This window comes from Comamonas humi (genome assembly GCF_054782535.1).
Genome location: NZ_BAAGSH010000004.1, coordinates 15,886 through 36,265 on the forward strand (window position 1 = coordinate 15,886; position 20,380 = coordinate 36,265).

Annotated in this window: 18 protein-coding genes; 8 read left to right on the forward strand and 10 right to left on the reverse strand. The window is 60.7% G+C overall.

What is annotated here, in order from left to right; translation table 11 throughout:
* Positions 1-43 precede the first annotated feature (43 nt).
* The 3 genes from ACYVKR_RS02955 to ACYVKR_RS02965 all read left to right on the forward strand — a co-directional run bounded on the left by ACYVKR_RS02955 (position 44) and on the right by ACYVKR_RS02965 (position 3,502).
* Complete coding sequence (locus tag ACYVKR_RS02955) at positions 44-451, forward strand: c-type cytochrome (RefSeq protein WP_460479263.1); 408 nt, start codon at positions 44-46, stop codon at positions 449-451.
* Between the two features lie 8 nt (positions 452-459).
* Entirely contained in the window at positions 460-1,917 is a 1,458-nt protein-coding gene (locus ACYVKR_RS02960) for a flavin monoamine oxidase family protein (protein ID WP_460479264.1), read from the forward strand.
* 202 nt (positions 1,918-2,119) lie between these two features.
* Complete coding sequence (locus tag ACYVKR_RS02965; protein WP_460479265.1) at positions 2,120-3,502, forward strand: aspartate aminotransferase family protein; 1,383 nt, start codon at positions 2,120-2,122, stop codon at positions 3,500-3,502.
* 296 nt (positions 3,503-3,798) lie between these two features.
* Here the strand turns inward: ACYVKR_RS02965 and ACYVKR_RS02970 are convergent, their stop codons facing one another.
* From ACYVKR_RS02970 to ACYVKR_RS02985, 4 genes are all read right to left on the reverse strand, one after another.
* A complete protein-coding gene (locus tag ACYVKR_RS02970; protein ID WP_460479266.1) occupies positions 3,799-4,569 on the reverse strand; it encodes a TetR/AcrR family transcriptional regulator in 771 nt (256 codons plus the stop codon).
* 339 nt (positions 4,570-4,908) lie between these two features.
* Positions 4,909-5,328: a type III PLP-dependent enzyme domain-containing protein gene (locus ACYVKR_RS02975; RefSeq protein ID WP_460479267.1), complete on the reverse strand. Its 420-nt coding sequence runs from the start codon at positions 5,326-5,328 to the stop codon at positions 4,909-4,911.
* 13 nt (positions 5,329-5,341) lie between these two features.
* Positions 5,342-5,467: an alanine racemase gene (locus tag ACYVKR_RS02980; RefSeq protein ID WP_460479268.1), complete on the reverse strand. Its 126-nt coding sequence runs from the start codon at positions 5,465-5,467 to the stop codon at positions 5,342-5,344.
* 80 nt (positions 5,468-5,547) lie between these two features.
* Positions 5,548-6,846, reverse strand: a complete 1,299-nt coding sequence (locus ACYVKR_RS02985; RefSeq protein ID WP_460479269.1) for a D-amino acid dehydrogenase — start codon at positions 6,844-6,846, stop codon at positions 5,548-5,550.
* A 130-nt stretch (positions 6,847-6,976) separates the two neighbouring features.
* Here ACYVKR_RS02985 and ACYVKR_RS02990 point away from each other — a divergent pair, with 130 nt between their 5' ends.
* Positions 6,977-7,444: a winged helix-turn-helix transcriptional regulator gene (locus ACYVKR_RS02990; RefSeq protein ID WP_460479563.1), complete on the forward strand. Its 468-nt coding sequence runs from the start codon at positions 6,977-6,979 to the stop codon at positions 7,442-7,444.
* Positions 7,445-7,835: 391 nt separating this feature from the next.
* On the opposite strand, the gene ACYVKR_RS02995 is transcribed toward ACYVKR_RS02990, so the two are convergent.
* Together ACYVKR_RS02995 and ACYVKR_RS03000 are read right to left on the reverse strand one after the other, a co-directional pair.
* Positions 7,836-8,036 (reverse strand): hypothetical protein, encoded by a 201-nt coding sequence (locus ACYVKR_RS02995; protein WP_460479270.1) that lies wholly within the window; start codon positions 8,034-8,036, stop codon positions 7,836-7,838.
* A 131-nt stretch (positions 8,037-8,167) separates the two neighbouring features.
* On the reverse strand, positions 8,168-9,322 hold the full coding sequence (locus tag ACYVKR_RS03000) for a helix-turn-helix transcriptional regulator (protein WP_460479271.1): 1,155 nt from the start codon (positions 9,320-9,322) through the stop codon (positions 8,168-8,170).
* Between the two features lie 349 nt (positions 9,323-9,671).
* Here ACYVKR_RS03000 and ACYVKR_RS03005 point away from each other — a divergent pair, with 349 nt between their 5' ends.
* From ACYVKR_RS03005 to ACYVKR_RS03015, 3 genes are all read left to right on the forward strand, one after another.
* Complete coding sequence (locus ACYVKR_RS03005; RefSeq protein WP_460479272.1) at positions 9,672-11,123, forward strand: hypothetical protein; 1,452 nt, start codon at positions 9,672-9,674, stop codon at positions 11,121-11,123.
* Positions 11,124-11,847: 724 nt separating this feature from the next.
* A complete protein-coding gene (locus ACYVKR_RS03010) occupies positions 11,848-13,419 on the forward strand; it encodes a delta-60 repeat domain-containing protein (protein ID WP_460479273.1) in 1,572 nt (523 codons plus the stop codon).
* A gap of 185 nt (positions 13,420-13,604) precedes the next feature.
* Complete coding sequence (locus ACYVKR_RS03015) at positions 13,605-14,759, forward strand: helix-turn-helix transcriptional regulator (protein ID WP_460479274.1); 1,155 nt, start codon at positions 13,605-13,607, stop codon at positions 14,757-14,759.
* Between the two features lie 338 nt (positions 14,760-15,097).
* Here the strand turns inward: ACYVKR_RS03015 and ACYVKR_RS03020 are convergent, their stop codons facing one another.
* From ACYVKR_RS03020 to ACYVKR_RS03035, 4 genes are all read right to left on the reverse strand, one after another.
* A complete protein-coding gene (locus ACYVKR_RS03020) occupies positions 15,098-16,147 on the reverse strand; it encodes a porin (RefSeq protein WP_460479275.1) in 1,050 nt (349 codons plus the stop codon).
* A 110-nt stretch (positions 16,148-16,257) separates the two neighbouring features.
* Positions 16,258-17,430: an alpha-hydroxy acid oxidase gene (locus ACYVKR_RS03025; RefSeq protein WP_460479276.1), complete on the reverse strand. Its 1,173-nt coding sequence runs from the start codon at positions 17,428-17,430 to the stop codon at positions 16,258-16,260.
* A 31-nt stretch (positions 17,431-17,461) separates the two neighbouring features.
* Complete coding sequence (locus tag ACYVKR_RS03030; RefSeq protein ID WP_460479278.1) at positions 17,462-18,436, reverse strand: Bug family tripartite tricarboxylate transporter substrate binding protein; 975 nt, start codon at positions 18,434-18,436, stop codon at positions 17,462-17,464.
* 45 nt (positions 18,437-18,481) lie between these two features.
* Positions 18,482-19,210 carry an SDR family NAD(P)-dependent oxidoreductase gene (locus ACYVKR_RS03035; RefSeq protein ID WP_460479279.1) on the reverse strand — a complete coding sequence of 243 codons (729 nt, stop codon included), beginning with the start codon at positions 19,208-19,210 and terminating at the stop codon, positions 18,482-18,484.
* A gap of 203 nt (positions 19,211-19,413) precedes the next feature.
* Between ACYVKR_RS03035 and ACYVKR_RS03040 the strand changes: the two genes are divergently transcribed.
* Positions 19,414-20,190: a helix-turn-helix domain-containing protein gene (locus tag ACYVKR_RS03040; protein WP_460479280.1), complete on the forward strand. Its 777-nt coding sequence runs from the start codon at positions 19,414-19,416 to the stop codon at positions 20,188-20,190.
* Positions 20,191-20,380 lie beyond the last annotated feature (190 nt).

Sequence of the window (20,380 nt, forward strand, 5' to 3'; positions counted from 1 at the left end):
TCATGGAGGCCTTTTGCTAGGCCGGCTTTCGGAGGAATTGAATATGTGGCTGAAATTACCCCGCATGGGGCAAGTGCTAATGGCGATGCTGGGTGGTCTGGTGGCTGCAGGTGCCTTTGCGCAGGACAGCGAGGGAGGCAGCGCGGATGAGCTTGCGCGCGCCAAAAAGCTGTACATGACCTGCGCCGCGTGCCACACCAATGATGGCAGCGGCAGGCACGCGGCAGGCCCCAATCTTGCCGAGGTAGTGGGGCGCCCGATCGGCAAGGCCAAAGGCTTCAGCTTCAGTCCTGCAATGAAGAGTGCGAAGGGCACCTGGACGCCGCAAAAGCTTGACGAGTTCCTGAAGTCACCCAGCGCCGCGATACCCGGAACCAACATGGCCTTTGCCGGCATCGCCAATGAACAGGACCGGGCGGCCATGGTGCGATTTCTGTCGACGAAGCCGTGAGCCCGAACATGAAGCTAGCTAACTCTCCTGAAAACCCGATGCTGTCCCGTCGCCGTATCCTTATGGGGGCGGCCACAGTGCTGCCCGCGGCAGTCGCGGCCGCCCCGTCCAATGGAAAATCCCTGCCCGATGGCAAGCGTGGATCGCACAGATTCCAGTATGACGTCATCGTCGTGGGCGCCGGTTTCGCCGGCGTCACTGCTGCACGTGAATTGGGTGCGGAAGGCTATCGCGTGCTGGTTCTGGAAGGGCGCTCCCGCCTGGGCGGGCGTACCTATCGCGGCGAGTTTGCCGGTGAGCATCTTGAGTTCGGTGGTGCCTGGATCCATTGGTTGCAGCCGCACATCTGGTCAGAAGTCCAGCGCTATGGTCACGGCGTCGAAGAAGAACTGATTGCCAACGTCGACAGCGCTCGTCTGCTCATGGCCGATGGCAAGCTCAAGGAAATTGGGCTCAAAGAACTGGACGAGATTGATCGCGAAGGCATGGAAGCATTCTGTGCCGGTGCGCGCGAGCTCTTTCCCAGGCCTTACGAGCCTTTCGCCAACCCCAAGGTGAAAGAGCTGGAGAAGATCTCCGCAGCTGAACATATCGCCAGGCTCAATCTCAGCGATACCCACAAGGCCATTCTGAATGCCGAGATGACACTGTACGGCGCGGGGCCCACCGATCAGTTCAGCTACATCAGCTTTGTGAAGCTCTTCTCCTGTGCCGCGTGGGACTACTACAGTTTCAATGATGCAGACCGTCGCTACCGGATCGGCAAGGGCGGAACGCTGGGGTTGATGCAATCCATGCTCAAGCACAGCCGCGCAGAGGTTCGCCTGGTGGCGCCTGTCACGGCCATTCAGCAGACTAAGGACCATGTACGCGTCACCACGGAAGGTGGGCAGAATGTTACTGCGCGTGCGGTGGTAGTGACTGTGCCGACCAATACCTACAACCGTATCCGCTTCACTCCGGAGTTATCGCAGCGCAAGCGCAGCTTCATCGATCAGGGCGAGATGTCGGAAGGCTCCAAGGTCTATGTGCAACTGAAGAAAAATCATGGCAACGTGTTTGCCTTCAGTGACTCGCCCAACCCGCTGACCGTGGTACAGACTGTGAAGAACGACGACAAGATCGGCTCCATCATTTCTTTGACGGTGGGCCGCAGATCGCTCATCGACATCAATGACCCCGACATAGTCGAGCGTGAGCTGCGAAAAATTATTCCCGGAGCGGAGCTGGCGGGCATCAGCAGCTATGACTGGGCTAAGGATCCGTTCTCCATGCAAGCCTGGCCTTCGTACCGCATTGGTCAGATGAGTCTTGCACAGCATATGGCTGAGCCCGAAGGGCGCCTGTTCCTGGCAGGCGCTGCCACGGCTGGTGGCTGGCATGAGTACCTGGATGGAGCCGTTGAAAGCGGCCTTCGTGCCGGCAGGCAAGTGCGCCAGTTGTTTGCTTCGGAGATGCAAAAGTAGGCACAAAGGGGCGAAATGACAAGGGGGAGGGCATGCATGCGCCGTCCCCTTTTTTCTATTGCAATCATGGGGGCAGTGGCTTACCAGCCTTCATCTTTGTGGCCTCTATGCACCTCGTGAATGGCCAAGCCAAAGCCTACAGTGAAGGTCATGCGGCGCTGACATCAGCGCATTTCACTGAGACTACTTTGAACGAGGCTTTATGACGATTTCCCAGCGCACCACCAGCGAATGGCAGGCCGCCGACAAGGCGCATTTCATCCATCCTTTTACCGACCAGGCCGCGCTGCATGCCGAAGGTGTGCGCGTGATCCAGGAGGGCGAGGGCGTTTGGATCACCGACGCCGATGGCAAACGCGTCCTCGACGGCATGGCCGGCTTGTGGTGCGTGAATGTGGGATACGGGCAACCTGCACTCATCGAGGCTGCACATGAGCAACTCAAGCGCTTGGCCTATTACAACGCCTTCTTCCACTCGGCCGTCCCTTCGTCGATCGAACTCGCAGAGCTCATTGCATCGGTCAGTCCGCCGCAGTTCAAGCGTGTCTATTACGCCAACTCGGGCTCTGAAGGCAACGACACCATCATCCGCTTGGTGCGCCACTACTGGAGTCTCAAGGGTGAGCCGCAGCGCAAGGTGCTGATTGCACGCAACTATGGTTACCACGGTTCCACCATCGGTGGTACATCGCTGAGCGGTATGCCCTGGATGCACGAGCAGGGCGATCTGCCTATTCCCGGCATTGCCCATATTGAACAGCCGCACTACCACATGCTGGGTGCAGGTATGAGCCGCGAGGCATTCGGCCTGAAGGCGGCCGGCTGGCTCGAGGAGAAAATCCTCGAAATCGGTGCAGAGAAGGTTGCAGCCTTTGTAGCCGAGCCCGTGCAAGGCGCTGGCGGTGTAGTGATTCCCCCGTCCACCTACTGGCCCGAGATTCAGCGAATCTGCGACAAATATGGCATTTTGCTGGTCAGCGATGAGGTGATCTGCGGGTTTGGCCGTACCGGTAACTGGTGGGGCTGCGAGACCTTCGGCTACCAGCCCGATCTGATGACCTTCGCCAAGGGCGTGACCAGCGGCTATATCCCACTGGGTGGGGTGATGGTCAGTGACCGTGTGGCCGATGTGATCGAGAAGGGGGGGGAATTCCGCCATGGTTACACCTATTCCGGCCATCCGGTAGCCTGCGCCGTGGGCGTGGCCAATGTGAAGTTGCTGCGGGACCAAAAGATCGTGGATCAGGTGCGCACCGAAACCGGGCCACATCTGGAAAAGCGCCTGAAGGAACTGCACGACCATCCGCTGGTGAGCTACACCGAAGGCGTTGGCCTGATGTGGGCGATCCAGATCGTCAAGGACAAGGCAACGGGCGCATTGTTCGACAACGACAAGCAGGTGAATGCTATTTGCCGCGAGTTTGCGCGCAAGAACGGTGTTGTCATCCGCGCTATCGTGAATGACCGGATGATTATTGCCCCTCCGCTCACCATCACCTGCGAGGAGCTTGACAAAGTAGTGGACGCTACTAAAAAGAGTCTGGATGAAACCTACGACGAGCTGAAGAAGCGGGGCTGGATGTAAGCCGATGCACCGTGGGATTGGCTGGTCGCATACCCTGTGGTGCCCTGGAATTCCAATCTTGCCGGATTGATTTTGCTTTGTGTTCTCTTGGGGTATTGGGTACTTGTACCTGCGCGAGTAAGACCCCTTCAGCCCAGCCTTGCGCTGGGCTTTTTTTGACACTGTATTTTAGGGCTGCTTGCAGTAGAGGGCTGCGATACTATAAATTTTTGGAGTGCCTAGGGACGATATTTCAACCATCTACCCCAAGAAATCGGTGCTAAGGTGTGTAAAAAATAGCCTTGCAATATGGCCTGCTAAAAGGTGGAGGGAGCCTGAAATCCAAAGGCAAGGAAATTGCTCATTCGTGCAACCAATTCGTCGGAGTTGGTCGTGTTGAAGCGACCATCAGATAAATCTTCGAGGCGATCAACTCCTGCAAGCATATAAAGGTATGTGCCAACAAGAAAAACCATACGCCAGTTCACATCTGCAGGATCTACTTCGGGTAGTAGCTTCTCTAGCACGGAAATATAGCGTTTGGTGCACTGATCGTAGACATCTCGCCGCAATTTGAAGGCAAGCTCTTCCGGCTCGTTATGCAGCCTGGATTGAATGCGAACAAAGGCGAGGCCGCCGGCGCCACTTTGCTTGAGTGCAAATTGTGGTGCAAGATATGCTTGAATTACCTCTGCTACTGTGGGCTTGCTGTCGGTTCTTTCGAGAAGTTCATCTAGGTGACGCTGACGTGCTTCTGATAATTGCATGGCACGTCGCTTGAAAACAGCTTCAAACAACGCTTGCTTTGACTGGAAGTAGTAAGAAATCATTGACTGGCGTACATCTGCCTGTTGCGCTATTTCTCTCGTTGCCGTGAGTACATAGCCATTTTTAGAAAATAGTTGCTCAGCCGCATCAAGAATCTGAGTGTGAGTGTCTCTATCAACTCTTGGCCGGCCTGGACCTTGTTTCGAGTTTCTAGAGGATTTGGATTTATCCCGTTCGATGATAGAGTCGCTTACCTGCTTGACGCTGGGCTTCTCTGATGCCTTTTTTATGTTCGACTTGGATTTTTCGATTTCGGGCATATCGATGAATATTTCTTGCGTTGATAAGCTTGGGGCAGGGGCGCTGGAGCTGGGCCAAATAGAGTAGCCGCAGGATGATTCTATTTTGGGCACAAAGACGGCGTACGCATCAGGCCATGTTTTTAACGGACGAAGTTCTGAGTCTGCCCTACATAAATAAAGGCACCATCATTGACCATCTCTATCATAGGGCAGAGTAGACGGTGTGGGTTTGCTGCCGCACCAACTTCTTGCGGTTGAATGTCTTGCTTGGAAATAACATGTTTCCTGGTCGGAGGAAAGGCGCTCGCCTACAAGCAGCCCATCAGATAGGACTCGGCTCAGGTCGATACCAATGCGCTAAGCGGCGGATTGCACGTCATGGGCCCGACTGCCCGGGAGTGAAAGGGCGGTGTATTGGAGTGGTACCCGCTTGACGTTGCACAGCAGCTCGTAGGAGATGGAGCTTGCCGCCTGGGCCACCGCGTTCACATCGACCTGTGAGCCCCAAAGCTCGACCGCGCTGCCGACGTCGGCCTTAGGCAGATCGGTGATATCCACGGTGAGCATGTCCATGGACACGCGGCCCACGAGCTGGGTGGACTGACCGTCCACCGCCACAGGTGTGCCGGCCGCCGCGGTGCGCGGATAGCCATCAGCGTATCCAACGGCCACCAGGCCCACGCGCGTCGCTCGCTGCGCAATGTAGCCGTCGCCATAGCCCAAGGCATCGCCGGGCTGCAGCGTGCGCACGGCAAAGATTTCGCTGCCTAGCGTCATCACGGGCCGTAGGTCATGTTATGGCCTTCGGCATGGGATCGGCGCCATAGAGCAGGATGCCAGGGCGGGCCCAGTCGCGCCGGGCGCCTGGCCAGCCTAGCACGCCGGCCGAGTTGCACAGGCTGCGCTCGCCAGGCAAGCCATAGGTGGTCGCGTCGAAGGCGGTGATCTGTAGCGCCGTGCGAGGTCGATGAGCGCGCCCGAGGGGCGAGCCATCGCTCAGGCGGCGGCAGGGGCCGATGCTTGCGCGCGAGGGCGTGTTGCTGCGCGGCTGTAGCGGTCGAGCGCTAGGCCCTCGGTGCTGATTTCTGGACGGCGGCCGCTGACCAAGTCGGCGATCAGCCGGCCGGAGCCGCAGGCCATGGTCCAGCCCAGCGTGCCATGGCCGGTATTCAGGAACAGGTTGGCATAGCGCGTGGCGCCGATGATAGGGGTGCCGTCCGGCGTCATAGGTCGCAGGCCGGTCCAGAAGCTGGCGTGGGGCACGTCGCCACCTGGGAACAGGTCGTTCACCACCATCTCCAGTGTGGCGCGTCGGCGAGGGTCCAACCGCAAGTCGAACCCGCCCAGTTCGGCCATGCCGCCGACGCGGATGCGGTTGTCGAAGCGGGTGACGGCGATCTTGTAGGTCTCGTCCAGCACCGTGGACTGCGGTGCCAGCGCGGGATCGGCCAGAGGCACGGTCAGCGAGTAGCCCTTGACCGGATAGACCGGCAGGTCGAGCCCCAAGGGAGCCAGCGCCGCGCGCGAGTAGCTGCCGAAGGCCATCACATAGCGGTCGGCTTGAAGAACTTCACCATTCACGCGTACGCCGGCGATACGATCACCCTCGACCATCAGGCCCTCGACATGCTGATTGAAGCGGAAATCAACGCCCAGGCCACGGACGATATTTGCCAACTGGCTGGTGAAGTGGTGGCAGTCGCCGGTTTCGTCGTTGGGCAGGCGCAGACCGCCAGTGAGGCGCTCGCGCGCTTGTGCCAGCGCCGGCTCCACGTGCGTCAGTTCGTCGCGGTCCAGGAGTTCGTAGGGCACCCCGCATTCCTGTAGCACGGCGATATCGCGCTGCACGGCGTCCAACTGGACCTGGGTGCGGAAAAGCTGCAGCGTACCGCCGGTACGCTGCTCGTAAGCGATGTTGGTGTCGGCGCGCAGCTGCTGCAGGCAGTTGCGGCTGTACTCGGCCACGCGCATCATGCGTTCCTTGTTGACGGCATAGCGCTCAGGCGTGCAGTTGCGCAGCATCTGCGCGATCCAGTTCAGCTGGAACAGACTACCGTCGAGCCGGATGGCCAGCGGCGCATGCTTCTGGAGCATCCATTTGAGGGCCTTGAGTGGAATGCCCGGGGCTGCCCATGGAGTGGAGTAGCCGGGTGAGACTTGGCCAGCGTTGGCGAAGCTGGTTTCCTGTGCAGGACCATCCTGGCGATCTAGCACGGTCACTTCCGCGCCCAGGCGGGCAAGATAGTAAGCGCTGCTGACACCAATCACGCCGCCGCCAAGAACAATGACTTTCATGGAAATTCTCTCTGTTTAAGGTGATTTACATTAGAATATAGATAATTAATAAGTTAATTTCACCGAAAAATCATCTTTATTCAGTTGAATTTTCTGATATTTGATTGATGCCATGGCTTCCACGAGCGAAATTCACCCTCTCGACCGCACAGATCGCAAGATCCTTGACATCCTCCAGCGCGAGGGACGCATCGCGATCACCGAACTGGCCGATCGGATCGGACTGTCGGCGTCGCCATGTTCGGAGCGCGTCAAGCGTATGGAGCGGGAAGGCGTGATCGCTGGCTACTACGCGCGGCTCTCGCCGGAGGCGCTAGGTAAGACCTTGTTGGTGTTTGTCGAACTCAAGCTGTCATCCAAGTCGGAAGAAATCTTCGACAAGGTGCGCAAGGAACTGTTGCATGTGCCAGATGTTCTGGAATGTCACCTTGTCTCTGGCGCTTTCGATTACCTGGTCAAAGCCCGCCTGGGCGGCATGCGCGAATATCGTCGCCTGCTGGGCGACATCCTGAAGAAGCTCCCGGTGCCGGCGGAATCGCACAGCTACGTAGTGATGGAAGAAATCAAGGACACATTGGCGTTACCGTTGGATCGCTAACTTCTCTAGATCGCTCGACGAACTCGCGATCAGCGGCGCCATCCCAGCTACGTGTGGCGCGCTGGAGCAAAGTGAGGGCGTGCACTAAGCGACTGAGTTCGCTAGGGCGTAGGGCTGAGTTTTGTACTGTCGTGAGCAGACTGCTTCGCAGCGTCTTCGGTCGCTCATTCCCGTTGACCGTGCTCACGCTATCTGACCTCAAGCAGTCATTGGTTCGGTGGTCGAGCGCTTGTTCGAGCGACTGCTCTACGATATGCGGCAGTCCTAACATACCGATACCGCGAGCCCACACAACACAGGGCGCGAGCCGACGCGGTGGCTTGCCGAGACCGAGAAGAGTTCAGGGGCTCGGCTGGCCAGATGCTGAAGGGCCGTTGGATCTCAGTGCTCCCTATGCCTTCTTCTTTGGGACTTTGGTCGCGCCGACCGTCTTCGACCGGTTCTTCTTGGCTGCCGCACGAAAATCTTCTGGCGTAGTGGCATCAATGCCGATGACTCGCAGGAAGCGCGACCTATCCTTCGCTTCGAGCTCCAGGGCCTTCGCCGACAGGATCGCCAGGACCTGCTGAAAGTTGAGTGGGCTGCAGCCCATATCTGCGTTTCACTGAATCTGGAGCTTTTCACGCAGAGACCCTGTTCGGCCGGATTCCTTGCCTCCGGCAGGCCAAGGTTTTAAAGGGAACTTCAGGCGCAGTCAGGTGTCTGTGGTCCGCAAAGTCTCTGTTATTTCCGCATGCGGACTGGAGGCACATTGCCCAGCAGTCGAATCAGGTCCTGTTGGCGTGCGGCTCCGGTCTTGGCGAAGATGGAGGACAGTTGTGAGCGCACGGTGCTGATCTTCACGCCCACCTCCACGGCGATCTCTGCCGGTGTACTGCCGCGCAGCAGGGGTGGCAGCAGGCGCGCCTCGGCAGGGCTCAAGCCGAAGATGCGCATCACGAAGCCAGACACTGCCGCAGGTGCCTGGGTATGCCGGGCCAGCAGCAAGATGCAGCCGCCCGGCAGTGCATCTTCCCTTTTGCCTTCGATGGGTAGCGCCAGGGCCAGGAGTTCGGACGTGGGTTCGCCGAGCGTGGTGCCTCCACCTTGCCCGCGCATACTGGCGTGCACCAGGCGGCTTAACGGATCGTGTATCTCCACACGCGCAGGTAGGCAGCCCAGCCAGCGCGCCAACGCTGGCTCCCTTGCCATGGCCTGCACGCTGTGGTTGGCATACAGCACCTGCCCCGCGGGGTCGAGCAAGGCCACACCGAAATCCAGCGTATCCAGAAAACGGTGCAGCAGCGTCACCTGCTCCTGCAGGCGGCGCGTGGTCCAATGCAGGTCGAAGGCGCGCAGCAGGTGCGGAAACAGCAACTGCAGCCGTGCAACATCGTGTTCGCCGAAGTCGGGCTGCTCTGGCGCACGGAACAAGCTCAGGATCATCGGTGGCGCCAGGCCTGGTACGCTACCGTCAGACACCACCGCCGTCAGCAGGTGTTCGATCGGGTACAGCGCCATGTATTCGCGGTAGAAGCGGCTTTGGCGCAACACCGGGGCCGGCACCATGTCGGTGCCGCGCAGCACACGGCCTTGCACGAATGCTTTCTGGGCCATGCCGGCATGCAGCCAGGGGTCGTGCTGTACCCAGTGATCCTGGTAGGCGCGGTTCAGCGTTTCGGGAAGGTTCCAGGCAGCGTAGAAACTGTGCTCCCGTGGCGCTTGTGCGTCTGTTGCGCACCAGCAGGCCACGCTGGCACTAAACATATCGGCTATTACGCGTACCACATCGGGCCAAGTGTTGTCTCGCCCCACGGCACTATATAGCGCGTGCAGGACGTGATTGAACGCTGCCTGGGATATCGATTCACCTATTGCCACTTCTTTGGGCTGGCTCATGGTTTCTCCTGGTTATCATCGTTTTGGCATATCGATTGCTATCAGGGAATAGGGGATTCTCCGGGCGGCCGAGACGGAAGTGGAGGGACGGAGTATGCGAGTGGGCCGTGCCGTACGCTGGTGGCCAAGCTGGGTGTCATGACGTTCGTGCACAGCAATGCTAAGGCCTGACTAAAGGAGGGCGTAGCGAGGCCGCGAAGGGCTGCGATGAGTGAAATCTTCTCCACAGGGGCGGCCATTGTTCAAAAACCACCTTACAAAGCATCCGTCAAATGAAGGAAGATTTTCCAGGCTGCGCTATTCAAAATCTACACTTTGAAACTCAAGATTTGTCGAGAAAGTCCAGCCTATGCCGCACCACCTTAAAGATGTCATCGGCGGACTGCGTGGCGCCCTGATTGCCACCACTCTGAGTGCTTGTGCGCTGACGGCTTTCGCAGCCGTTCCCGCTAGCGAACGGCAGGCGCTGGTCGATCTATATGTCGGCACCAACGGCGCAGGCTGGACGAACAAAAACGGCTGGCAAGACCACGCGGGTGGCACCAGCGACCCATGCGACGACAGTTGGTATGGCGTGATTTGCGAGGACGCCTATGATCACGTCGTGGGCCTGGCGCTTCAAAACAATGGCCTCAGCGGTACGCTGCCGTCCACGCTGAACAACCTGACGGCGCTACGGCGCTTCTATGCAGAAAGCAACGTACTGACAGGAGCCATTCCTGGTATCGGTGGGCTGACGGCGCTGCAGGATTTCAACGTCCAGAACAACCTACTCACGGGTGACATCCCCAGCTTGAGCGGCTTGACGGCGTTACGGGAATTCAACGCCTCCTACAACCAGCTCACGAATTCCATCCCCAGCCTGAGCGGCTTGCCTGCGCTGGAGCGTTTTGATGTCACAGGCAATCAGCTCACTGGCCCTGTTCCCGATTTCACCGGCCTGATGGCCTTGCAGTCCTTCATCGCTGCCGATAACCAACTCACCGGCTCGATCCCTGTCAGTTTGAGCGGGCAGACCGCGCTGCGCACGTTCTCGGTCAGCAACAACCAGCTATCGGGCACCATCCCTGCGCTTACCAATCTCACTGCGCTGCAATTCTTTTATGCCGCCAACAACCAGCTTGCAGGCCCCATTCCCAGCCTGACAGGGCTAGCCGTGCTGGCACGCTTTCAGGTTGAAAACAACCGCTTGGCGGACGCCATTCCTAGTCTGGCTGGAGTGGCCGCCCTCGAAGATTTCCGGGCTTACAACAATCAACTGACGGGTTCCATTCCCGCACTGAGTGGATTGGCGGCGCTGGTCAATTTTGACGTCGCCAACAACAGACTCACGGGAACCATCCCCAGCTTGAGCGGATTGATAGCGCTGCAGAGTTTCTATGTCAGTAGCAACCAGCTTTCGGGGCTGATTCCAAGCTTGGCGGGGTTGACGTCACTCAATAGGTTCGCGGTGTCCAACAATCAACTCACTGGCCCCATCCCCGATATGAGCGGGCTGGCGGCGCTGCAATATTTCTACGTTCACTACAACCGCCTTACAGGTTCCCCGCCTGCCGCACCTACCTCATTGTTGGATGGTCTTTCGGCCCTCTGTCCCAATCAGTTGAGCACGCCGTCGCCCACGGATGATGCATGGGACACCGCGACGGGTTCGACCCCTTGGTCGACTGACTGCCGGACAATCGTTGGCGCCAGCACGGTCCAGACAGTCCCCATCCTGGGTGAATGGGCACTGCTGATGTTCAGCCTGCTGCTGGGTGGCATTGGCATGCGCTGCTTGAGGTGGGAATATCACCACTGACCGCTTGGATCTTCACATCGGGCGGTGCCGCACGAGTGAGGGCGTTGCGCAGGAAATGTCTGCTGGAACGATACGTTTCACAGAGGCGTGGTCGATACGGTGGCTTGGATGTGCCAGAGGCCGTCCTAGCTCATCGCGCAGGTAGACCCATGGATCATACCCATGCAGCGTAGCTAGTCGCACCAGGCTCATCACCGTCGCCGCGCGCTGACCCGCAAGCTCTCCACCGGCAAGCAGCCATGTTTTTCTGAAACGAGGACAGCGACACCGTCACCACGTTTGCGCTTGGTGGCTCGTGGCTTGCCCAGGCGCTCGGCAGCCAGACGGTTCAGTGTGGAAGCCCCGTCTACATGGTGTTTTCGCCGGATTGAGGGCTGCCTTGAGGGCGACGCCCTCCCGGATCTGAGTAGCATCTGACACTGGAGTCCATGATGCGTTCCCACTGGGCATCAAGGAGGGCGTATCTTTTACTCATGGCCTGTACTTAACGCTGAGGCTGTGACTTTCAACTGGAGGGGATTTGATTGATGACATGCCCTAGCCATGGCGATACCTTTCTGGTTTTTGTAGCTATGTATCGCCATGTCGCGTCCATGGAGGTACGTTTTTGTGTCAGTCCGATGCCGGAATGTGGCTAAACGTAGCTTTTTCCTTCATTTGACGGATGTTTTCCCCCGCGGCGTTTGCAATCATCGCCGCATTCATGTTCCATGAGGAAAACACCGTGCCTACCGTCATTCTTCGCCGCTACTGGCAAGCCGCCCTGGCGCTGCTGACCCTGGCCGTTGCTGTGCCAGCCCATGCCACTTGGGTGGCCACGCCGTGGAATGCCGTGAGCGGCACCACCTTCGTCCTGCGCTATGACGGCACCAGCGTGCTGGCCGGCGGCGAAACGTTCTACAGCGGGACCATCACGCGCCGGGGTCTGGTGCGGTTGAGCGGATCCGACTGGACGCTGGATCCAGCCTTCACCCCTGACGTGACGTATGGCACCGGTCCCTCCGCCACGGCGGGTGAGGTGCACGCCATTACTGTGCAGAGCGACAGCAAGATCGTGATCGGTGGGCGCTTCGACCATGTGAACGGTGTCGCGCGCAACAACATCGCCCGGCTGAACGCGGACGGCACGCTGGACGGGGCCTATGACCCCAACGTCACCGTCACGTCCGGCAACGGCGTCGAGGCACTGATGGTGCAACCCGACGACAAGCTGTTGGTCGGCGGCTACTTCAGCCAGGTGGGCACCACGGCGCGCTACTACTTGGCGCGGCTGGATACCAACGGCGCGCTGGACGCGACCTTCGCTGACCCGGCCCTGGACAACGGCGTGCGCGCCATTGCGTTGCAACCCGGCGGCGAAGTGCTGATCGGCGGCATGTTCAACCAGGCTGGCGGCCAACCGCGCGACAGCGTGGCCCGTCTGAACGCCAACGGCACGCTGGATGCCGCCTTCGGCGACCCCGGCGTCACCGGTTGGGTGAATGCGATGTACTTGCAGGGAGACGGCAAGCTGCTGATCGGCGGCCTGCTCACACAGGTGGACGGCCAGCCACGCACCGGCTTGGCGCGGCTGAATGCCGATGGCTCGATCGACAACACCCTGTCCGTGGACGCCAACGAATCCATCTATGCCTTCCGCCCGCGAGGCGGGGGGAGCAGTGCCATGGTGATTGCGGGCGCGTTCGACCAGGTGGGTGGCGCGCCGCACCAGCGCGTGGCCAGCATCGACATCGCGGCCAATACTGTCCAAGCCGCGTTCAACGATGTGGGTGTGGTCAATGCCGGCTTCGTGGCCTACGCCGTGCTGCCGCTGTCGCCGCAAAAGGTGCTGTTCGGCGGCTGGTTCGCCCGTGTGGATCAGCAGCCCAGAAACGGCCTGGCCATTATTCAAGACCTGCCCGGTGTGCCCCCTGCCGCCCCCACCATCACCCAGGCCTTACCCGGCAACGGCCAGGTCACGCTCACCATCACGCCGCCAATTCCCCCAGGCCCCGACCCTATTACGGGCTACGATGTGGCCTGCACCCCGTTCGGCCCCGGCGGATCGGTCACGGCGGCCAACACGCCCAGCCCGGCCACCCTCATAGGCATGACCAACGACACGCCGTATGCCTGCTCCGCCCGCGCCGTGAACGCCAACGGCGCAGGCCCCGCATCCGAGCAGGTTTTCTTCTCTCCAGCCCTGACCCCTACAGCCCCGGCAGCCACTGCCGTCCCCACTCTCTCTGGATGGGCGCTGGCACTGCTGGCCTTGGCCTGTGCAGCGCTGGGCGTGCGGCGGATGCGGCGCAACTGAATATTAGTGCTATTGTTTAAATAGCTTTCAACGCTTGCCAAATAAGCGTTGAAAGCTTTTTCACTCAAATCATCCAAGCATCCCCCCCATTGCCTACCTCCAGGCGATGTGCCACAACCGTGACACCCGTACGACCAGGAGAGATGGCGATGAACCCGAAGACTGCCGCGCCAGAAGACGGGGCCATGCCCCTGGCTGCATTCGACCGCATCCAGCACGCGCTGTACGGCGCCGTGGGCCATGACGACGCCTGGTCCGATGCGCTGCGCGTGATCGCTGAAACCTTCGATGCCAGTTTCTCGATGCTTGTGGCTGCCGGCCAGGGCCAGCGCGACCAGAGCTTCTACGCCGCTTGGAATCACCCCGAGGAAGCGGCCCGCGCCTACTCCGACTACTGGTGGCAGCACGACGCCTGGCTGCAATCGGGCGTTGCGCAGGGCTTCTTCGTGCAGGGCAACGTCATGCGCGGCAGCGACATCGTGGCTTTGCCCGTGTTTCGCCAAAGTCGCTTCTACCGTGAATATCTGGCGCCCCTGTCTGCTGAATACCTGCTGGTGAGCGCCGTATCGGACGGCAGCGTGCCGGGGCTGGCGCCGCCCTCGCACCTAAGCCTTTTCCGCAGGCCCGAGCAGCCCGACTTCGACGCGAACGACCTCGTCCGAATGGACCTGATCCTTCCGCACGTGGTGCGTGCCTTCGACCTGCATTGGACCACGCGCCGCCTGCAGGAGCAGGTGACGCTGCTGCACCGTTTTCTGGATACGCTGGATTTCGGCGTGCTGATGCTCGACCCCGCCGCGAGAGTGCTGTACGCCAACCCCAGCGCGCGGGCCCTGGCCGCTATCGCGCCGCGCTGGCTTGGCAGCCTGCCCGCGCATGTGGCGCCGCACGACCCGCTGGCCGCGCTGGTGCGGGCCTGCACGCACGGGCAGGGCGGCGGCGTGCTAGGGAATGGCGTGGGTGGTGCGCCGGGCGATGCAGCCGCGGGGCTCATGGCCCTGGCGCTGCCCATCGAGGTTCAAGGCGCAGCATCCGGCGCGGCGGTGCAGGCGCAGCCCGGCGCCTGCATGCTGGTGCTGGCCCGACACGCGCCCGCGCCCGCGCCCGCGTCGGTGCCGAACTTCGTGGCGCGCATCTTCGGCTTGAGCCCCGCCGAGACGCGCTTGCTGCCGCCGCTGCTGCGCGGCAGTACACCAGCGGAGGTAGCCACGGAACTGGGCGTGAAGATCAGCACTGTGCGCTCGCAGCTATCTTCCATCTTTGCCAAGACCGGCGCGACGCGGCAACAGGATCTGATACGGCTGCTGGGCAATGTGCCTCCAGTTCATATGCGTAAATAGCAAAAGCTTTGAGGACCACAGGCATCTGACTGTGCCTGAGCAGATAGATACTGAGTAAGTGTTCGGCTAATGTCCAGTTCCTTGATCACGTACAGTGGATGGGACGTGGATAAAAACTTGGACTGGTTTTATGCTGCAAGCCCAAGGCTTTCTCGGTCTTTGAATCGACCCGGCTTTGAACTGACCCCTAGACGCTTTCGAGTTGACGTCCGGCATCGGTCACAACGGAACTTGGCAGGACAAAGCCGAATGTCTCAGATCAGCCTGAAGCAGGTGCTTAGTGTCATGCAATATCGGGCGCCGATGCTTGGGGCATGGCTCGGCGCCATGCTCCTACATCAGAAGAAATGCCGGATGCCCAGTTCCAGGCCACTGGAGCTTCCGCCCAGGGAGGCACCAGTGGCGCTCAGCCCCTGCACGCCGATGGAGCGATTGCCGCCGTTCTTGTTCTTCAGGTAGGCAAGGGTGCCATAGAGCTGCGTGCGCTTGGAAAGGTTGTAGCCATAGCCGATGCTGATCTTGCTCCAGTCTGCCAGACTGTTGGCCGTGTTGTGATAAGCATAGGAGGCACGCAGCTCGCCACTGCCCAGCGGTGCGGTCACACCCAACTGCAGTGCCGTGACCTTCAGTTCGCCGCGTTTCTCGCTGGCCCACAGCAGCATGGGCTTGGCCACGCCGAAGTCATAGGACAGGCCGATGTTGCTAGCGGTGACATGGTTCTCCGAGGCATCACCGTAGAACCTGCCGATGGCCAGTGCGCCGTCGAATGCGCCCTGGCGGTAGCCCAGGCGTAGGCCGCGGTAGTCGCCCTGGCGGTGGTCGGGCGCGTTGCCGGACTTCTCGCTCATGGCCGCCTGCACCTGGCCGTAGAAGCCGCCCAGGTTCGGCGGCAGGAAATAGCTGATGGCATTGCTGATCTGGACTGGCGCACCGCCGGCTGCGGTGCCTGCGCCGGGAGCGCCCAGCATCGCCAAGGCCATGGTGCCGCCCACGCCATTGGTCAGGAAGGGACTGAAGATCAGCGTATTCAGGAAGGAGGCCGAATCGTCGCGGCCCAGGCGCACCTCACCGAAGCTGCCCATCAGGCTGACGGTGGACCGGCGGTTGAAGCTCAGGCCGCCACCAGCCGCCTTGCCGGCACCGGTGTCGGGGTCGATGCCGGCTTCGAGCCAGATACCCGCCTTCAGCCCGCCGCCCAGGTCCTCCGTGCCGCGAAACCCCATGCGGCTGATATTGATTCCTCCGGTGGACAGTCCCAGCTTGGAAGTCCCGGCGCCAGTGAGGCGCGCAAAGCCCATGTCGACGGTTCCAAAGATCTCGAGTTTGGACTGAGCCAGGGCAGTACCCGCCAGGCCTGCGGCCCCGACGGCAAGAATGATTTTCTTCATGATGCTTGTGTCTCCTTGATTTGATGGTTGGTTAAAGGGCGTGACCGTGCCATCCGTGCAGACCTAGGCACGGACTGTTGTTGCTTGGAAGGAAGTAGGGGAGATGAGCGCTAAGGCCCATTGGTGTCATGAACTGGCCGGTGGCTGGGCGGCACGATGTTCGCTGGCGTGAGCTGGCTGACCTCGTTCATGCCGCAAAACGCCATGGTGCTCAGCATTTCCGAGCGAAGGATTTCCAGAATTCTTGAGACGCCGTTTTCGCCCGCCGCGGCCATGCCATAGAGAATGGCGCGTCCGGCCAGTACACCGCGGGCACCCAGGGCGCACGCTCGCACGATGTCCTGACCGCTACGGATTCCACCGTCGATCAGCACCTCCGTCTGCGTTCCTACCGCATCTGCAATCTCGGGCAGCATTTCGATGGTCGGCGGGGCGCCATCGAGCTGGCGTCCGCCCTGGTTGCTCACGACGATGGCATCCGCACCAGCGGACACCGCATGCAAGGCATCTTCGCGGTCCAGGATTCCTTTGACGATTAAGGGGCCGCCCCAAAGGCGCTTGAGCCATTCCACCTGGTCCCAGCCGATATTGAGTTCGAACTGGTTGCCATGCCACTGGGCAAAGGACTGCAGGTCGTGCACGCCCTTGGCATGGCCGATCACATTGCCGAATCCCCGGTTCCGGGTACGCAACATGGCTGCGCACCACGCCGGGGAGGACAGCATGTCGGCGAGCTGGCGCAGGGAAATACGCGGCGGCAGCGAAAGTCCATTGCGCGCATCGCAGTGTCTTTGTCCGGCGACGTGGTAGTCCAACGTCAGGATCAGCGCACTGCAGTTGGCCTGCCTGGCGCGCTCGACCAGCCCCTGCAGAAACTTGCGGTCCTTGAGCAGCGACACCTGCAGCCAGAGAGGTCCATGGGTGTGGCGTCGGACTTCTTCCAGCGAGCAGACGCTACCGATGGACAGGCTGTACGGCACGCCGAAGCGATGGGCGGCGCGGGCGCACAGGATCTCACCATCCGCCCAGACAAACCCAGCCAGGCCGGTGGGCGCAATGGCCAGCGGCAAGGCGCAGTCGCTGCCCAGCAGTTGGGTCCGCGTGCTGCGGTGTTCAATGTTCTTGCCGACCCGTTGCCGCAGCCGGATTGCCGCAAACGCTTGTTCGTTCGCGTGGTAGGTCGACTCCGTCCAGGAGCCCGAGTCGACGAAGTCATAGAACATCCGTGGAATGCGCTGCCGTGCAAGACGGCGTGCATCTTCGACGCAGAGGATCGGTTTCATGGTGTTGTGTTCGGCAAGCGAGGGTGGCCGGTCATTCGGGCTTGATTCCGAATTCCTTCATCAAGTCTTCATACAGCCGGCTATCCGACTCAATTTGCTGTGCAAGCACCGCGGGAGCGCCTCCGGCTGGCTCCATGCCCAACGTGGCCAGCTTGGCCCGCACTTCTGGCATCTGTAGAGCCTGGTTGATGGTCTTGTTCAGGGTCTGAACGATCGGCTCCGGCAACCCTTTGGGGCCGAGCAGGCCTTGCCAGGCGCTGAATTTCAGCGTGGGATAGCCCAGTTCGGTGAAGGTGGGGACTTCGGGCAGCAGCGCGCTGCGCTGTTTCTCGGCCAACGCCAGCGGGGTCAGCTTGCCGCTTCTGGCGTGGCTGGCGATGACACCCAGCGTGGTCCAGCCCGCTTGCACGTGACCGCCGAGCACGTCGGCAACGAGAGGCGCTGAACCGCGGTAGGGCACATGCGAGAGGCGCACCTTGGTCGCCTTGTTGAACATTTCCGCCAGGATGTGCTGGGGCGTGCCAACGCCCGGAGATCCATAGCTCACATTCTGCGACCTGGCTTTCTCAACCAACTGGCTGACAGAGCGAATCCCGGAAGAGAGGCCGGTCACCAGGACCAGCGGAATATTCTGGTCCTTGATGATGGGCGTGAAGTCGCGCTGGACGTCATGTGCGATCCCGGGCGAGACCTTCAGCACATGCTGGACCAGCGTGAAGGTGCTGGGGGTATACAGCAAGGTATAGCCATCGGGTGCAGCCTTGGCAACGAAGGACGCCGCGATGACGCCGCTGGCGCCAGGCCGGTTGTCGACGATCACCGGCTGGTGCAAGGCGGCGGTCAGCTTGTCGGCATACAGCCGTGCCGCGGCGTCCGTATCGCCGCCGGCGGGCCAGCCGACGACGAGCGTGATAGGACGGCTGGGCCAGGGCTGCGCATGTGATACCAGGGAGTAACCCAGCGTGAAAGCCAATGCCAGAGCGGCTTGCTTCAAAGAACGGTGCATGATGTCTCCTGAGAATAGTTGTGTGGTATGGACCGAGTTAGTTCATCAAAGCCCGATCGCTCCGAGCGACTTGCCGCCATCGACCAGCAGGGTCTGTCCGGTGATGAAGTGCGTATCGGCATCGGCGAAGAAGGCAATGGCCTGGGCGATGTCGGCGGGGGAGGCGGCCGCGCCCGAGGGCTCCAGTGCGACCGATGCGGCATACAGATCCTTGGGCATGCTGCGGGTCATCGGTGTGTCGGTAAAGCCTGGCGCAACCGAGTTGACGGCAATCTGGCGCTCACGCAGATCCATGGCCATGGCCCGCACCAGCCCCACGACGCCTGCCTTGGAGGCCACATAGTCCGCAGCCCGGTTCATGCCGAGGGCACCGCGCGAGGAGACGACCACAATCCGGCCCCCTGCGTTCATGCGCCGTGCCGCCTCCTGGGCAAATATGAAAACACCGAAGAGATTGATATCCACCGTCTCGCGGAAATCCTGGTCCGACAGCTCGTCGAAGGGATGCGAGCGGTATCGGCCGGCAACGGCAATCGCGACATCCACGCGGGCTTCGCTGTCCAGCACGCGGGCAATGGCGGCACGGTCACGCACGTCCAGGGCATGCGTGCGCACGTCGAGGCCTCGCTCCTGCATGGCGTTTTCCAGGGATTGCAGGGCATCGGTATCCCGATCCATCACCACCAGGCGATCTCCCTCTGTAGCCAATCGCTCCACCGTGGCACGTCCAATGCCCGAGGCCCCGCCGGTCAAAAACACCGTACGCTTGTTCATGCACGCCTCCCGAACATTTGATGGCGGCTGTGCCGTGAATGCGTTGCTATCAGGATAGCCACTGCGCTGCTGCTCTTGTGAGGCAGCGCTTTGCTGAAATTCCAGTCCATATGAAAACCTTGTGTAACGAGGGCTTCATGGTGACCGGTTGCTTTTTTCTTGGCAGGCTATAGTTCCGCATATCGGAACTTTAACCACGCAAAATGGCCACCTCCCCCTCCGTCCAGTCATTGCAGCGGGGATTGCAAGTGCTGGGTGCCATCCAGCGCTCATCCGCGATGTCGTTCACTGAGCTGCGCGAGGAAACGGGGCTGCCCAAGGCCACCTTGGCCCGGTTGCTGCAGACCTTGGTCGAAAGCGGGTGGATCCGGCGTCAGGGCCCTCGCGGGCGCTATGTCTGCGAGACGGCCGCGGCCACACGGCTGGCGCAGCAGGACAGCGCGCACGACTTCGCGCAACTGGCGCGGCCGATCTGCGATCGGCTCCAGCGCAAGGTGCCCTGGCCCGTCAATCTGGCGATCCGGGACGGCTCCAGCATGCTCATCCTCGATTTCGTGGATGCCGTGGTGATGGGATTGGCGGCCAATTACCGGCAACTGGGGTTCAGGCCCCCGATGCTGCGCTCCTCGCTCGGGCTGTGCTATCTGGCCTTCTGCCCCGAGCCGGAGCGCGATGAAGTCCTGCAGCGCTTGGCCCGTTCAACGGACGAGTTGGATCACGCGGTTTTGCGCTCAGGCCAATTACCGCAGCGGCTGCAGGATATCCGTCGCCAGGGCTATGCACTCCGGGACCTCTCGGTGGTTCCTCCTCAGTCGGTGGAGCGGTATGGGGCGGTTTCGGTGCCCGTTCGAAAAGGGGCACAGGTGCATGCCTGCATATCGTGCTCCTGGCTGCTGCAGATTGCATCCACGGAGACGGTGATCGGACAGTATTTGCAGCCGATGCAGGAAGCTGCGCGCACACTGAGCATGACAGCTTAGGTGCCGCCCTGGCGGGCCTTGAGCCATTGACATGTGTGGTCCACGAATTGGGCGCAGATTCGCGAAGGCCGATTTGAGTAGCGCAGCGGAGGAGCGATAGCGGCCACGTTGATGAACGTCAAGTCCTGGATGAGGCCGTCATTCAGCGAACAAGACCGAATGTCTGAGATCAGCCTGAAGGAGACGGCCC